The organism is Paraclostridium sp. (assembly GCF_051656405.1).
GTDB lineage: Bacteria > Bacillota > Clostridia > Peptostreptococcales > Peptostreptococcaceae > Paraclostridium.
On record NZ_JBOGBV010000069.1, the window covers coordinates 82,816 to 97,428 of the forward strand.

General features: G+C 26.6%; 19 protein-coding genes. 17 read left to right on the forward strand and 2 right to left on the reverse strand.

The genetic code is table 11. The features are described from left to right. Positions 1 to 165 precede the first annotated feature (165 nt). The 8 genes from ACRDDE_RS11080 (at position 166) to ACRDDE_RS11115 (ending at position 8,116) form a co-directional block, all read left to right on the forward strand. The gene (locus ACRDDE_RS11080) at positions 166 to 840 is read left to right on the forward strand and encodes a Crp/Fnr family transcriptional regulator (protein ID WP_438627288.1); all 675 of its coding nucleotides are present in this window, start codon (positions 166 to 168) and stop codon (positions 838 to 840) included. Positions 841 to 985: 145 nt separating this feature from the next. Then, entirely contained in the window at positions 986 to 1,996 is a 1,011-nt protein-coding gene (asrA, locus tag ACRDDE_RS11085; protein WP_438627290.1) for an anaerobic sulfite reductase subunit AsrA, read from the forward strand. Then, entirely contained in the window at positions 1,997 to 2,788 is a 792-nt protein-coding gene (gene asrB / locus ACRDDE_RS11090) for an anaerobic sulfite reductase subunit AsrB (protein ID WP_438627292.1), read from the forward strand. Between the two features lie 11 nt (positions 2,789 to 2,799). Next, on the forward strand, positions 2,800 to 3,768 hold the full coding sequence (gene asrC, locus ACRDDE_RS11095) for a sulfite reductase subunit C (protein WP_438627294.1): 969 nt from the start codon (positions 2,800 to 2,802) through the stop codon (positions 3,766 to 3,768). Positions 3,769 to 3,787: 19 nt separating this feature from the next. Beyond that, positions 3,788 to 4,558, forward strand: coding sequence for a formate/nitrite transporter family protein (locus ACRDDE_RS11100; protein WP_438627296.1), 771 nt, complete (start codon positions 3,788 to 3,790; stop codon positions 4,556 to 4,558). 512 nt (positions 4,559 to 5,070) lie between these two features. Beyond that, entirely contained in the window at positions 5,071 to 5,259 is a 189-nt protein-coding gene (locus ACRDDE_RS11105; protein WP_438627298.1) for a hypothetical protein, read from the forward strand. Positions 5,260 to 6,307: 1,048 nt separating this feature from the next. Further along, positions 6,308 to 6,874: an Ltp family lipoprotein gene (locus ACRDDE_RS11110; protein WP_438627300.1), complete on the forward strand. Its 567-nt coding sequence runs from the start codon at positions 6,308 to 6,310 to the stop codon at positions 6,872 to 6,874. A gap of 252 nt (positions 6,875 to 7,126) precedes the next feature. Next, entirely contained in the window at positions 7,127 to 8,116 is a 990-nt protein-coding gene (locus ACRDDE_RS11115; RefSeq protein WP_438627302.1) for a CPBP family intramembrane glutamic endopeptidase, read from the forward strand. An 83-nt stretch (positions 8,117 to 8,199) separates the two neighbouring features. On the opposite strand, the gene ACRDDE_RS11120 is transcribed toward ACRDDE_RS11115, so the two are convergent. Next, positions 8,200 to 8,430 carry a hypothetical protein gene (locus tag ACRDDE_RS11120; RefSeq protein ID WP_438627304.1) on the reverse strand — a complete coding sequence of 77 codons (231 nt, stop codon included), beginning with the start codon at positions 8,428 to 8,430 and terminating at the stop codon, positions 8,200 to 8,202. Between the two features lie 258 nt (positions 8,431 to 8,688). On the opposite strand from ACRDDE_RS11120, the gene ACRDDE_RS11125 reads away from it, so the two are divergent. Continuing rightward, positions 8,689 to 8,874 carry a hypothetical protein gene (locus ACRDDE_RS11125; protein WP_438627306.1) on the forward strand — a complete coding sequence of 62 codons (186 nt, stop codon included), beginning with the start codon at positions 8,689 to 8,691 and terminating at the stop codon, positions 8,872 to 8,874. 40 nt (positions 8,875 to 8,914) lie between these two features. Then, the gene (locus ACRDDE_RS11130) at positions 8,915 to 9,148 is read left to right on the forward strand and encodes a BhlA/UviB family holin-like peptide (protein ID WP_438627308.1); all 234 of its coding nucleotides are present in this window, start codon (positions 8,915 to 8,917) and stop codon (positions 9,146 to 9,148) included. Positions 9,149 to 9,205: 57 nt separating this feature from the next. On the opposite strand, the gene ACRDDE_RS11135 is transcribed toward ACRDDE_RS11130, so the two are convergent. Then, entirely contained in the window at positions 9,206 to 9,535 is a 330-nt protein-coding gene (locus tag ACRDDE_RS11135) for a hypothetical protein (RefSeq protein WP_438627310.1), read from the reverse strand. Positions 9,536 to 9,709: 174 nt separating this feature from the next. Between ACRDDE_RS11135 and ACRDDE_RS11140 the strand changes: the two genes are divergently transcribed. The 7 genes from ACRDDE_RS11140 (at position 9,710) to ACRDDE_RS11170 (ending at position 14,596) form a co-directional block, all read left to right on the forward strand. Continuing rightward, the gene (locus ACRDDE_RS11140) at positions 9,710 to 10,369 is read left to right on the forward strand and encodes a VanZ family protein (protein ID WP_438627312.1); all 660 of its coding nucleotides are present in this window, start codon (positions 9,710 to 9,712) and stop codon (positions 10,367 to 10,369) included. Between the two features lie 170 nt (positions 10,370 to 10,539). Beyond that, a complete protein-coding gene (locus tag ACRDDE_RS11145; protein WP_438627314.1) occupies positions 10,540 to 10,833 on the forward strand; it encodes a YciI family protein in 294 nt (97 codons plus the stop codon). Positions 10,834 to 10,962: 129 nt separating this feature from the next. Further along, entirely contained in the window at positions 10,963 to 11,136 is a 174-nt protein-coding gene (locus ACRDDE_RS11150) for a hypothetical protein (protein ID WP_438627316.1), read from the forward strand. Between the two features lie 73 nt (positions 11,137 to 11,209). Further along, the gene (locus tag ACRDDE_RS11155) at positions 11,210 to 11,857 is read left to right on the forward strand and encodes a hypothetical protein (protein ID WP_438627318.1); all 648 of its coding nucleotides are present in this window, start codon (positions 11,210 to 11,212) and stop codon (positions 11,855 to 11,857) included. A gap of 154 nt (positions 11,858 to 12,011) precedes the next feature. Continuing rightward, complete coding sequence (locus ACRDDE_RS11160; RefSeq protein ID WP_438627320.1) at positions 12,012 to 12,479, forward strand: GNAT family N-acetyltransferase; 468 nt, start codon at positions 12,012 to 12,014, stop codon at positions 12,477 to 12,479. Between the two features lie 291 nt (positions 12,480 to 12,770). Continuing rightward, positions 12,771 to 12,938, forward strand: coding sequence for a hypothetical protein (locus ACRDDE_RS11165; RefSeq protein WP_438627322.1), 168 nt, complete (start codon positions 12,771 to 12,773; stop codon positions 12,936 to 12,938). 491 nt (positions 12,939 to 13,429) lie between these two features. Beyond that, positions 13,430 to 14,596, forward strand: a complete 1,167-nt coding sequence (locus ACRDDE_RS11170) for a YkvI family membrane protein (RefSeq protein WP_438627324.1) — start codon at positions 13,430 to 13,432, stop codon at positions 14,594 to 14,596. The last annotated feature ends 17 nt before the right edge of the window (positions 14,597 to 14,613 follow it).

Here is a 14,613-nt window from a genome sequence, read left to right on the forward strand (position 1 = left end):
CGTTCACAATAATCTAATTATATATAAAGGTCACTCTTATTGCCATTTGAGTGATCTTTTTTCATAAAATAAACAAATACAATGGTTAATATATTTTTGATGTAGTAAAATAAATTATAAAGATTAAAATTAACTAAAAATTAAGTATATAAGGATTTGTAAAATATGATAAAAATAAATAGTATACCAATATTTAATAATATAAAACCAGAAAGTAAGGAACAGTTGGAAAATATAATGACAAGTTTTCAAGCACAAAGAAGAGAAACTTTATTCTTAGAAAAAGAATTTATTGATAATTTGTATTTTATAGAAAAAGGAAAAGTATCTATATACAAAATAAATGAAAATGGTGAGCGAAAAGTAATATTTATATTTAAAAACGGTGATGTAATAAATGATCTTTCATTAGATCAAGAGAAAAACACTATTTTTGCTTGTGAAGTATTTGAAAAGTCAACTATATTGAAGTGCCCTGCGTCTGAATTCATAAAAATAATGGAAAATGACTTTAATTTAATGAAAAATATATTGGTCCATACTCAAAATATTAATAGAAGGCTGTACAGACAATTAAAAAACTCTGCTTCAATAAATATAGATAAAAAACTTGCAGCAAAACTATATAGAATGGGAAAAGAGTTTGGAGTAGAACAGGGAGAATGGACACTTATTAAAGCAAATATAAGCATTACTTATATAGCAGAAATGCTTGGGTGCAAAAGGGAAAGCTTATCAAGGACAATGAAACAATTGCAAGACTATGGATTGGTGAAAATAGTAAATAAAAATATTTATATAAAAAAAGAAGGTTTGTCTAAATACTTTAAAGGTAATTAATAGAAAGTACACATAACATTTTAATTAGTGTTATGTGTATTTTTTTATTAATTCGATAAAAATATATCAATATTGTTATATATATCACAGACATGTAAAAAATCGTATGCTACTATATCTTTAATAAAATATAGGAGGAGAGATTATGAAGATAAAATTGAATAGAGCAAACTTCGATAAAGGCCTTAAATTATTGAAATCGGAATATAAAATTTTTGCACCTGTAACGACCCCTTTTAAAGGAGTTTACTCTGATACAGATTTAACTAAATATGAGGAAATAAGTAGTATAGAGGATATAGAGTTTAATAAAAAATCTAACTTTTCACCAAAAGAAGTTATACTACCTATAACTCAAACATTATTTTATTTTACAGAAAAAGAATATAAAACTAGTGATATAGGTGATAAAAAATTGATTATATTTTTAAGAGCTTGTGATATAAATGGAATAAAAAGATTAGATGAGATTTACCTTAATAACGGTATTGAAAAAGATTATTTTTATGAAAGATTAAGAGAAAAAGTAAAGTTTGTTTTAATTGGATGTAAAGAAAGTTTTAGAAATTGTTTTTGTGTAAGTATGGGGTCTAACAAAACTGATAATTACTCAATGGCATTAAATTTAGATAATGATGAAGTTTACTTAGATATAAAAGATTATGATCTAAATGTATTTATAGGGGAAGATACTGAGTTTGAAGTTAATTACGCAAAGGAAAACCTTATCTCTTTGGAATTACCTAAAAATATAAATCCCATAGAACTCTCAAAACATGAAATGTGGAATGATTATGATTCTAGATGTATAGGATGTGGACGATGTAATTTTGTCTGTCCAACTTGTACTTGCTTTACTATGCAAGATATATACTACAAAGAAAATGAAAATGTAGGAGAAAGAAGAAGAGTATGGGCATCTTGTCAGGTAGATGGATACACAGATATGGCAGGTGGTCATTCTTTTAGAAAAAAACAAGGTGAAAGAATGAGATTTAAAGTGATGCATAAGATATACGACTTTGATAAAAGATTTGGATACCAAATGTGCGTAGGATGTGGAAGATGCGATGATGCCTGTCCACAATATATATCTTTTTCACAATGTGTAGAAAAAATAAAAGGCATAGTAGATATAAATGAGGAGGTAAAGTAGATGAATCCATACATACCAGTTAATTCAAAAATTATAGATATAATTAAACATACAGATATAGAATGGACGTTTAGAGTTTCTAGTAAAACTGAAGGAGTCTTGCCAGGAAAGTTTTATGAAATTTCAATTCCTAAATTCGGAGAAAGTCCAATATCAGTATCAGGATACGGAAAAGATTATATAGATTTTACTATAAGAAATGTAGGTAAGGTAACTAGTGAATTATTTAATTTTACAGTTGGAGATAGCTTTTTTATAAGAGGCCCTTATGGAAATGGATTTGATGTAAGTTTATACGAAGGAAGAGAAATTGTTATTGTAGCAGGAGGAAGTGGTCTAGCTCCTGTACGAGGCATCGTAGAGCATTTTTACAACAATCCTGATAGATGTACAAGCTTTAAGTTAATAGTTGGATTTAAAAGTTCTCAAGATATATTATTCAAAGATGATTTAAATAAATGGAGTGAAAAACTAGATATATTGCTAACAGTAGATAATGCTGATAGTAATTATGATGGAAATATAGGATTAGTGACAAAGTATATTCCAGAGTTGAAAATAGATGATATAAATAACATGTCTGCAGTAGTTGTTGGACCTCCTATGATGATGAAATTTACAGTGTCAGAGTTTTTAAAAAGAAATCTATCCGAGCACAACATATGGGTATCTTACGAAAGAAAAATGTGCTGTGGTGTAGGTAAATGTGGACACTGCAAAATGGATGATACTTATATTTGTATAGATGGACCTGTATTTGATTATTCTTACGCAAAGAATTTAATAGATTAGGAGGTATAACTATGATAAGAGATTTAAATACTAAGAAGGTAATGAAAAATGCTTTTAGAATAACTAAAACTAAATATGAAACTTCTCTTAGAGTGAGAATACCAGGTGGAAGTGTAGATCCAGAAAGTTTGATGATAGTCTCTAAGATAGCTACAGAGTATGGAAATGGTGAAATACACATTACCACTAGACAAGGTTTTGAAATACTGGGTATAAAGATGGAAGATATGGAAGCAGTAAATAAACTCATACAACCAGTAATTGAAAAGATGGATATAAATCAGGCAGAAAAAGAAGAAGGCTATCCAGCTGCAGGTACTAGAAATATATCCTCATGTATAGGAAACAAAATCTGTCCAAAAGCTCAATATCACACAACAAACTTTGCAAAGAGAATAGAAAAAGCTATATATCCAAATGATTTACACTTTAAGGTAGCACTAACTGGCTGTCCAAATGACTGTATAAAGGCGAGAACCCATGACTTTGGAATAATAGGCATGACACGTCCTTTATATGAAAAAGAGCGATGTATATCATGTGGAGCTTGTGTTAAAAAATGTGAAAAACTATCCACTAAAGCTTTACGAATGGAAAACTATAAAATCGTAAGAGATCACGATAAGTGTATAGGATGTGGAGAGTGTACTTTAAACTGTCCTACTTCAGCATGGACTAGAGATGAAAAGAAATACTACAGACTAGCAATCATGGGTAGAACAGGTAAGAAAAACCCAAGACTAGCAGAAGATTTCTTATTGTGGGCAGATGAAGAATCTATAATAAAAATAATACTTAATACTTATAAATATGTAGAGCAATATATAGCTAAAGATGCTCCAGGAGGAAAAGAACATATAGGATATATAGTTGATAGAACAGGATTTATGGAATTTAAAAAGTGGGCATTAGAAGGTGTAAATTTAGGTGATATAGTAAAATTAAATGAAAATATTTACTGGAGCGGAATAAAATATTAACTTAAACTAGGGGGTAATTATGCATAACGAAACACTTGAAAAACTGACAGTCGCTGCTAAAAACAAAGTTAATTTATTAAATAGTAGTAGATTAAAATACATTGTATCATCAGCTTTTGCAGGCCTTTATGTTGGAATAGGAATATTATTAATTTTTACAATAGGTGGACTTTTAACATCAGCTAATTCTCCTATGACAAAAATTATGATGGGTGTATCATTTGCCATAGCATTAAGTTTAGTTGTAATGACTGGTAGTGAACTATTTACAGGTAACAACATGGTAATGACAGCTGGTACGTTAAACAAAGGCACTAGTACTAAAGACTTGCTTAGAGTATGGGGTTACAGTTATGTAGGTAATTTACTTGGATCGCTTTTGGTAGCGGGGTTATTTGTAGGTACAGGGCTTGTTAACAAGGGAGCTGTAATGGAATTTTTCGCTACAACATCTTTAGCCAAAGCATCACTTCCATTTATGGACCTTTTCTTTAGAGGAGTACTTTGTAACATACTAGTATGCGTGGCTGTAATGTGCTCATTTAGAACAAATGATGATACTGCAAAATTAATAATAATATTTATGTGTCTATTTGCTTTCATAACTAGTGGATTTGAACATAGTGTAGCTAATATGACTATATTTGGAGTAGCTTTATTTTCAAGTGCTATAAAGGGAGCTACACTTATAGGCGCAGTATATAATTTGTTTATAGTTACATTAGGAAACATAGTAGGTGGAGCACTAGTAATGGGTGCTGGTACATATATATTGGGTAAAAAGGATTAAGCAATGAATAGGTTTTAGTAAGGTGTATTGGGTTAAAATAAAATTAGTAATGCAATTTTTAAAAAGAGTATCTATTGAAATTGTTAACTTTCAATAGATACTCTTTTTATTTTAAGTATATTGTTATATATCTAATTAACAACATATTTATCTATATAAAATCTTATTGTTGATTTGCAACTTCTAACTCATCACTTAATAATGCAGCTCCTACTGCTAGTATAAATGGAGCTATTATTAAACTTCCTAATAGTATTGTCATGTATAACTCCTCCTTTTTCTTATCTTTATTTGATAAGTCTATTATACATGTACAACTTTAAAATAGCCTGACGTAAAGCTTAACTAAATCTTACATTTTTGATAGTTAATATTACATATATATAAATTTTGAGGATAGTTATATTTTAGTCCCTAATTTATAGATTTCAGTCCATTTTTAAATTAAAAGTTATGATTTGTGGTAATCTAAAATAAATTAATTTTTAAATTTAAGCTCAGGAGGATTACATATGTTAAATTATTCAGAAAATCAGGCTAGTGTAAACAAGTATGTATTAAAAACTTTAAAAGTTTTTAATACATTTGATAGTCCAAAGTTTACATTGGGATTATCAAATATATCTAAAGTTTTTAGAAATATTCTTTGGGCATTATTAGGATTTGTGGAACTTCCTGTTAACCATAAATACAACATATAAAATTATTAATCACAAAAAATATGAACGCAATAAATACATCAATTTATTTAATAAATATATTTATTGCGTTCTGTAGCTATATGTATATGATAAATGATGACAAACCCCTTATGAAGAGGAGTGTTAATTAAGGGATTCTAACATGTATATATATACATGTTAGGTACAAATATATTATAACATCTGTTTCTACTATGTTTTAATTTAAATGTTTAATAGCACTTATTAAATATTTAAATTAAAATATTATCTTCACAAATATGTATTATTCTAAAATAAATCAAATGTAAATACTAAAAATTATTTGTATTTCTTATGATAATAATTCATTTTTATCATAGTTATGTATAGTATCAATTTAACACTTACATATCAAATATTTTAATTAATATTAAAATATTCAAACTCATTGCTATCCCTATGTCTGAGGAATTCCAAAATTTCAATTGTAAAATAAATCACATTTTTTTATATAACCTTATTCCTTACTAATATAAATTCTTACAAAATTGTACGATAACAATACTAATGAAAATGATATTATAAATACAAATATCAGCTATAAACAAAAGATAAATACAATATGGCTCAAAGAGGAATAATTAGAAAACTAGATGAAATAGGTCCATTAGTTCTGCCAAAAGATTTTAGGAATATTTAAAAAATCAAATAAGGGTGTCTAACTGAACTATTTTTGGAAGATGGTTATATAAAAACAAAAAAATATAATGCTAATGAATGTTTATTGTGTGGATCCCAAGAAAATCTAACTAAAGTTAATTCAAATTTAATATGTAATGAATGTATAAATGAAATCAAAAAAGTAAAATTAAATTTGTAGGTTCTTTTACATGTTTAAGTATTATTATATAAATCATCATTAATAATTCAATATAATAACAATTGAAATTTTAACTAAACATAATAAATTTAAGTATTTAGTAAAAAAATACTATCCATTTCACATTTCGACAAATTTCAACAGCATATATATATTATACTATTTTATGTAATTATACTATTTTTAAATAAAAGGAGATTTAAGTGAATGGCAAAACTAATAAAATGTAAATCTTGCTCTAATGAAATAGCATCTAATGCTAAATTTTGTCCAGGGTGCGGAGCAAAGAATAAAAAACCAATATATAAAAGGCCTTGGTTTGTGATAATCGCATTTTTTGTAATAATTGTAGTAATAGGTGGATCATCTGGTGGAGATTCTACTAAAACAAATAGTACAACAACTGGAGCCGAACAAGAGGTTAGTCAGACTCAGCAACTAGAATCAGATGTTAAAGCAGAAAAAGATGTTCCAACAGAATATAAATCTGCATTAAAAAAATCAAAAATGTATAGCGATACTATGAGTATGTCTAAGGCTGGATTATATTATCAATTGACATCAGAGTATGGTGAAAAGTTTTCAGAAGAAGCAGCACAATATGCTATAGATAATGTAAACGCAGATTGGAAAGAAAATGCATTAAAGAAGGCAAAAACTTATCAAAACGACATGGCAATGTCTCCAAGTGCAATCCATGACCAATTAATATCAGAACATGGCGAGCAGTTTACGGAAGAAGAAGCACAATATGCTATAGATAATCTAGAGTAATTTTTTGTATTTCCAATATAATAAAAACACACTTTTAAAATTAAAATAATAAATAATTAATTTGATTTTTTATCAAATTAATTGTATTATTAAAACCTAAATAAAATTTTAGACTTTTAATAAAATACCGATTAAAAATGCCTCCAAACTATAAATTTAGTTATGGAGGTATTTTTATATATTTATTGTAATTTTTTTTATTTAAACTGTGCTATACTTTTATCATAAAATTTTAAAACTTGGGGGATTAAAATGTGTATTGATATTAAGGTTATAAAAAAAGAGGTAAGGGACTTCTTGATAATTAACTTTAGCTTAATTACTTTTATATCTATTTTCATATTTATTCGCGCTGCAAAACCAAACAGCATTTCATTTTTATCAAGCTTTGCAGGATTATTTATGTACATTCCCGCATTTTCAGCAATTAAAGTTTTAAATAGAAGTTCTTATTATGCTTTTCCCTCGTCAATATATAGATTTTTTAATATCTTTTCTATTGCCACAATTACAAAGATAATTTTATGTATAATTGAATCTTTATTTATAAACAACCTAAGTATATCTTTTTTAGTAGATGTTCTAGTATCTTGTTATCTTATAACTAGCATTTTCATGAATGCATCTGATTTTGAAATTTTAAATTTATCATTTAATAAAAACTTCAAAAAAGTTGTGTTTGTAATATTGCTTTCTTTAGCAATAACTACAATTAGCAATTTCTCACAATTGGCATCTATGCAAATTAATCCTATAAATATTTTAGATTCAATTATGAGAGTTTTATTTATAGTAGGTTTAAATGTAGTCTTTGGATGTAACCTATTCTTTGGAGAAGAGTTTGGATGGAGATACTTCTTACAGCCTCGCTTACAATATCTTTATGGAAAAAGATTAGGAGTGTTAATATTAGGCCCTATATGGGGTATTTGGCACTTCCCTCTTTGTATAACTTTGTATAGCCCTGAAAGCCCAATTTACTGTATTATTACTCATATAATTGCCTGTACTACCCTTGGAGTATTTTTAGGATATACTTACATGAAAACCGAAAACATCTGGGCCCCTATGCTAATACATTTATTAAATAACTCGATTGCACCTATAATTGGTAATTCATACGGTAAAATTTATACACTAAAAACTCTTTCGTATGAGATTTTATTATATTCTATAGTATTTTTACCATTTTTATTTACAAAAGAGTATCGATCTAACAAAAAATCATATATTGATAATTAACAATATATATTGAAATTTATAAAATAACACCCAACTCTAATTCTTAGATCTGGGTGTTATTTTAGCTCTATTATAATTAATTTCTATAACTGTTCTTTCTTTAGTTTTAGATATTCTATTCTTTCTAACTTGTGTTTAGTATCTTTTAAAACTGTTTTTTCTACTAAAGGGTCTTTTTTCATATACTCATAAATGGCTTTAACAATAACTGTATTTAGATTATCTCCATCTCGTTCTGCCTTTAAATCAAGCTCTTTTTTTAAATCCATACTTACCGTTACCATAGTTCTTGTATTCGCTTTACTTACTGCCATTTTTACCTCCTAAAATCAATTTTTAAATAGTGTTATCACTTTAATAAGTAAATTTTATCATATGTTTATTATATCAATCAATTTAAATATTAATATATATAGCTAAATTTAGTTATTTACATAATTATCTTTAATACTTAAAAATCTAAAACTTACTATTTAATACAAAAGTGCAATCACTTTTTTTATAAAACAGGTTGAAAATAGAACGTATGTTCTATATAATATTGCTATAGAATCTAATTTTGGAGGGGTTCAATGAAACAACTTTCTACTGATGAAAAACTAATTATATTAGGGTATATAGAGGAGATGCTAGATATATTTGATACTGTTTTAATTGAAGAATTTGAAGATGGGGAGGAAGCAAATATCATTTGTAATGGTAGCAAATTTTTAAAAAGAGATTTTGAATCTCTAAAAATAAAAATTCAAAATTTATAGCATTGAAAAACAGATATTTTATGAAAGGTAGTGATTTATATTGATCAGCGAAATTATCAATATTGTTGGGAAAGAAGGTTCTTGGGCTTTACTTTCATTTGGATTGATACTTTACATACTAAAAGCTCAAGAAAAAAGGGATATTTTACAAGAACAAAGAGAAGAAAAATATCAAGAAATAATAGAAACTATGACATGTAAATTAAATATGTTGACTAGTCTTTCAGATGACATAACTGACATTAAAAGTAAGTTAGAAAACACAGTACACTAGTTGTTTACATATAAAAAAGGATTGCTATTATAATATTAATATAATAGCAATCCTTTTTCACTCACTCAATATTTCATATATTCCCATAAACCCTTCAGCAACAACTAAATTTCTATAGTTGCCTTTTTTTAAATCAAATCCTCTACCCATCTGTTCCACTGTATATCCATCGGATTCCATATACTCTGTAAAATCATTGTAAGACCTACTTATATACCTTAATGGTTCATCTGAAATTTTTTCTACTTTATCATTACTCAAAGTTATCTTAACAATTCCACTTAACCCAATAAATGGATTCAATATTTTAGAAGAATAAGATACAAGCCCTAAAAACAAAGCAATACAGATTGTACTTAAACTCAATATAATTACTTTTTTATTCAATATAGTTCCCCCATTTTAAGTTAATTAGATATAACCCTACTTAAACTAGTATAATTCTACATTCTTCTTATTTAAATATAAATTTAAGAAAATCTTAAGATTTATAATCCTAAAATAATGTTAGTATTTATATTAGTTAACAAATTTAATTTTGAAGGGAGAAGTTTTAAAGTTATGTATATGATTTACCCACTTCTTTGTATGATAATACCTTGTTTTATATATCAAATAATTACTATGAAATCTAGAAAAATTAAAGATAAAGTAAACTTAATACCACATTTAATAAAAGTTTATATTTTCTTACTTTATGTTTCTTTAGCAATTATCGTAGCTGGAATAGGAAGTATATGGGATATAGGTCAGTTTGGAAATATAATCCGAATAGAAGAAATAAACTTAATTCCATTTAGCTCATCAGGGGCTACTACATATATCTTAAATATTATAATGTTTATGCCTCTAGGTTTTTTACTTCCTTTTATTTGGAGTAAGTTTAGGAATCTTAGTAAAGTGTTTTGTGTTGGACTATGTTTTTCGTTAGCAATTGAATTTTGTCAACTATTTAATCATAGGGTTTCAGATATTGATGATTTAATGATGAACTCATTGGGAGCTGTTTTTGGATATTTAATATGGTTATGTGTAACTAAATTATTTAAGTACATAATTAAGTTACCTATATTTTTATCTGTATCTAATACAGATAATCAAAATAAATTTAGCTTATATATAAGTAAAAAGTCTATATCTAAAAATGAAGCCGTTATGTACCTTTCATTAGCTATTTTAGGAGAATTCCTATTTTATAACTGGTCTTTTTTATACATATAATATTAGAAATTTATTTATTTTAGATATTATCCTTTAATCACAATCAGAAATCCTAATTAAGTATTACCTATTGTTTATTTGGTAAGCATAAGGGTATTTATTATTTAAATTGAAACTAGTAATAATCACGTTTATTTATATATGATACAACTTAATTAGGAGGATAAAAGATGAAATATTTTATGGTTGAAGGAATACTAAAAAATCCAAATAAAATTGATGATACTATTATGAAAGAGCATATGGATTACACTCAAAAAGCAATGGACAAAGGATTGATCTTAATGTCTGCACTTAAATCAGATATAAGTGGAGGTCTATTTGTTATGAAATCAGAGTCTATTGAAAGATTGAATGAGTATTTATCAAATGAACCTTTTAAAACTTATGATATACAAGATTATAAAATAGTAGAATTTGATGCTCATTATTTCAATCAATCACCTAGTGAATGGTTTGAATAATTGTAGTCTATAAATTACATTTTAATATTTCACTCCAAATTAAAGCTATTTTATTCCTGGTTTGGAATCATTTATATCTTAAATGTTAAAATAACTTTAAACATATTAAATTCATAAGGGGTGAATGGAATGCAAAAGAAAAAGTTTATAATATTAAGCTCACTTATACCAATTCTAATGCTACTCAATATAACGGTTTTTAAAGGCATTTTAATAGCTAATATACTAATAGCTTTAATTTTAGTACTTATTTCTGGAAAACTAGTATCTGAGTTTATAAAGTTAAGAAATAGAAAAATCTAGATTATATAATACTATGGTATAATTTAGATGATTAATTTTTAATATTTAATTTTTGGAAGGTAAAATATATACTATGAAAATAGCAAATATAACAAATGGAGAGGTTTTTAATAAATACTTTGAAATAACATTTTATACAAAAGGAATTCCTTTTAATGAAGCAATTATGGTAGGAAATTCTACATCAAATGTATTTTCTAATGAATTTTGTATAAATCGCGCATCTCAACTTAATATTTCTATAGAAGAATACTATAAAAAGTTACATGCTTTTTTTAAGTTTATAAAAGAATTAGAACAATATGAAGAAATTATTTTATGGTTCGGATCAGATACATTCTGCCAATTGAATTTATTAACTATTCTTTGCTTTCTAGAAACTCAAAATTATAAAGGCAATGTATTTACAGTTATAATTGACGATGAAAGTTTTAATATCGTTCGAGAAAAAACATATATCGCTCTTGGGAGTTATCAAGCATTATATGAAAAAATCTTATTGCATAAAGAATACGTGCAAGGTAATGATTCCATTATGGATAAAGCTATATCATTGTATTTTGATTATTTATCAGATAAAGGAAAACTTGCTATAATTATAAAAAATAATAATACATTATCTGAAAATCAACTAATTGAAAAGCTATTACTTGAAGGTACGGATTACGGTATTAGTAATTTACAAGCCTATCATTTAATAAAAAAGTACTTACTGAAATAGTAAGTACTTTTTAGGTTTTAATTCTTCAATTTAAACTTTATATACCTATTTAAAAATTAATTGATATCATAACAAAAATAACATACCATTAATTTTAAAAAGGAGTAATGCTATGCTAAAAAATTTAGAGTTAAAACCACCAAATATGATTTATATGAATAGCTTTCTAGAAAATATAAACGACTACAAAACAGATGGTGATTCAGAATATTTTAATATGTATAAAGCAGCAATACATAACTTCGAACAATACGTAACTAAATTAAATAATAATGCTAAAGGCTTTGATTTACCTAAAGGTTATATTCCTTCATCAACTTTTTGGCTGGTAAATGAGGCTAACAAGGTCTTAGGTGTAGTTCGAATTAGGCATCAAGCAATTCCTTTACATGGTCATATTGGATATGACATAGCCCCACAATATAGAGGTAATGGCTATGGTAATAAAATATTAGAACTTGCATTGCCTTTAGCAAATCAACTCGGTATTAATCAAGTTATATTAAATTGTGAATCTAACAATATACGTTCCCAAAAAGTTATACAATCAAATAATGGTGTATTGTTTAAAACTATAGTAGAAGATGGTAGAGTTTATAATCAATTCATTATTGAAATATAAGTATCTTACTCCAAAATATCTATATATTAATCCAAATATAAAAATTATAAATAACTCTATGGTAAAATTCATTTAAAATTGTATCTCTGTTTTAATTAAATGATACAAATTGATTTTTAATAAGATATGAATTGATAAAACTTAAAAAAGGAGACAGCTTTGAAAAAAATTTTTAAATATAGTATTCCTATTCTATTAGTTTTAGCTACATTATTGTAGTTATTTTGTACTCCTATTGGATCTTTAAGATTAGCTGTATTAAAACATGGATATCCTATAAATGCTTTAAATATGTCAGTATCAATTGCTTCATATAAACAACCTAATGATATCAAAAAAAATCAGACTATGTACACTATAAATAACCCTCCATTCGAATCATCAACTCAAACATCTTTAGAAAATTGGATTATATCAAAGTATGGTCCATTATACATTGGAGAATATTTTGGATATTAAAATTAAATAACCTTAAAATTCAAGGCTGCAGAATCTAATATATAGATACTATAGCCTTTTTAATCATTTAAAAAATAATATTTGTTAATTATATTTTTTATTTCAAACTTAAATAACTCTATATCTTTTTATCTATTAAAACATTTAATAATAAAATTTTCCATTACAAAATTATATAAATTCCCCCTCGTATCTAGCTGTTATAACTGTAGTTAATTAGCTTGTTAACAATACATAATACTAATTTAATACGTTTAAATAAATAGTAATCAAAAATATTTTTAAATTTTTTGTAGAAGGAAATCGGAAAACTTTATCAAATACTTATATTGCAGGAATTCTTGCATTCATATATTTCTCAACCTATTCATTTATCCTGCTTATTTGATTTCAAGAACTTTCAAATATACAATTCTAAAAAATTCACACAAACATTTGTTGTTATAATAACAACAAACGTGAATACAATTATACCAAAGGAGATGTTTAAGATGAAAAGCAATAACTTAGATCCATTAAATTCTAAACCTAACTTTAAGGGTATTTTGGGTGTTGCTTCAGTTTGGTTTGCCGCTCATGTCGGCGGGGGCTTTGCTACAGGTAATCAGACAATGAATTTCTTTGTTGAAGATGGATGGTACACATTTTGGATACCAATCCTAATTATCGGTATTATATCTTTAGTTTATAGGGAAACAATGATTATGGCTAAAAATCATCAAGCTTATGACTACAGAACAATAGCTAAAAAACTTTATGAACCATATGATAAGGTACTACCTATCATATTTGAGATTTGTTATTTAATAATAGTGTTACTTGCTACAGGAGGTTCTATTGCTGGCGCAGCTGCATTATTTGCTGAATTTGGACTTAGCTACAATCTAGGTGTAGTAGCAACAGGATTAGTATTATTTATACTAACAATATTTGGTGCTAACCTAATTAGAAGTGCCTCTTCATTTATGACTATCATAATAGTCGTTTGTCTTACTTTAATATGTTATATAGGAATATCTGCAAACTCTGATAATTTTGTTCAATTAGCAACAACAGGATATGCAACTTCATCAGTTTGGGAGGCCTTATGGTCAGGGCTACAATATGCTGGATTCCAGGCTATAGTATGGTCAATAGTTGTAAGTGTCTGTCAACCTCTTAAAACGGATAAGGAAATCAATTTAACAACTATAATAGGTTTTGTATTAAACAGCGTAATGATCGTACTTAGTTGTATGATGTTATTTGCATGGCTTCCAGGAAATTCTGGAGAAACACTTCCTATTCTTTATATCTGTAAGCAAATAGGTAAAGGATGGCTTATAGTATTGTACTCAATTGTACTTTTACTTGCATTCATATCTACTGGTATAGGATGTGTATTTGGTGCAATTGCAAGATTTGAAAATATTATTAAAGTTCCAGCAAATATAACAGTTAGAAGAGGAGCTCTTTCTCTATGCTGTATGGTGCTATCTATGGCTATATCTCTTTTCGGTCTTACAAACATAGTTAAGATTGGATACGGATATACTGGTATAATTGGTATTTTCGTTGTAATAATTCCAGTACTTACTGTTGGTCATATTAAAAATAAAAAATTCAAATTAAATCAACAAGCTCAAAATTCACAAGAAAATGTAATTGTAGAAGAGTAGAGTTAATTATAAATTAT

Bases quoted from the DNA above. Each gene is read 5' to 3' on its own strand.
- ACRDDE_RS11125 (WP_438627306.1), top strand. From the start codon at position 8,689: ATGAAACAACTTTCTACTGATGAAAAACTAATTATATTAGGGTATATA.
- asrB (WP_438627292.1), top strand. From the start codon at position 1,997: ATGAATCCATACATACCAGTTAATTCAAAAATTATAGATATAATTAAA.
- asrA (WP_438627290.1), top strand. From the start codon at position 986: ATGAAGATAAAATTGAATAGAGCAAACTTCGATAAAGGCCTTAAATTA.
- ACRDDE_RS11080 (WP_438627288.1), top strand. From the start codon at position 166: ATGATAAAAATAAATAGTATACCAATATTTAATAATATAAAACCAGAA.
- ACRDDE_RS11105 (WP_438627298.1), top strand. From the start codon at position 5,071: ATGTTAAATTATTCAGAAAATCAGGCTAGTGTAAACAAGTATGTATTA.
- ACRDDE_RS11145 (WP_438627314.1), top strand. From the start codon at position 10,540: ATGAAATATTTTATGGTTGAAGGAATACTAAAAAATCCAAATAAAATT.
- ACRDDE_RS11155 (WP_438627318.1), top strand. From the start codon at position 11,210: ATGAAAATAGCAAATATAACAAATGGAGAGGTTTTTAATAAATACTTT.
- ACRDDE_RS11140 (WP_438627312.1), top strand. From the start codon at position 9,710: ATGTATATGATTTACCCACTTCTTTGTATGATAATACCTTGTTTTATA.
- ACRDDE_RS11150 (WP_438627316.1), top strand. From the start codon at position 10,963: ATGCAAAAGAAAAAGTTTATAATATTAAGCTCACTTATACCAATTCTA.
- ACRDDE_RS11170 (WP_438627324.1), top strand. From the start codon at position 13,430: ATGAAAAGCAATAACTTAGATCCATTAAATTCTAAACCTAACTTTAAG.
- ACRDDE_RS11160 (WP_438627320.1), top strand. From the start codon at position 12,012: ATGAATAGCTTTCTAGAAAATATAAACGACTACAAAACAGATGGTGAT.
- ACRDDE_RS11115 (WP_438627302.1), top strand. From the start codon at position 7,127: ATGTGTATTGATATTAAGGTTATAAAAAAAGAGGTAAGGGACTTCTTG.
- ACRDDE_RS11120 (WP_438627304.1), bottom strand. From the start codon at position 8,430: ATGGCAGTAAGTAAAGCGAATACAAGAACTATGGTAACGGTAAGTATG.
- ACRDDE_RS11100 (WP_438627296.1), top strand. From the start codon at position 3,788: ATGCATAACGAAACACTTGAAAAACTGACAGTCGCTGCTAAAAACAAA.
- ACRDDE_RS11110 (WP_438627300.1), top strand. From the start codon at position 6,308: ATGGCAAAACTAATAAAATGTAAATCTTGCTCTAATGAAATAGCATCT.
- asrC (WP_438627294.1), top strand. From the start codon at position 2,800: ATGATAAGAGATTTAAATACTAAGAAGGTAATGAAAAATGCTTTTAGA.
- ACRDDE_RS11165 (WP_438627322.1), top strand. From the start codon at position 12,771: ATGTCAGTATCAATTGCTTCATATAAACAACCTAATGATATCAAAAAA.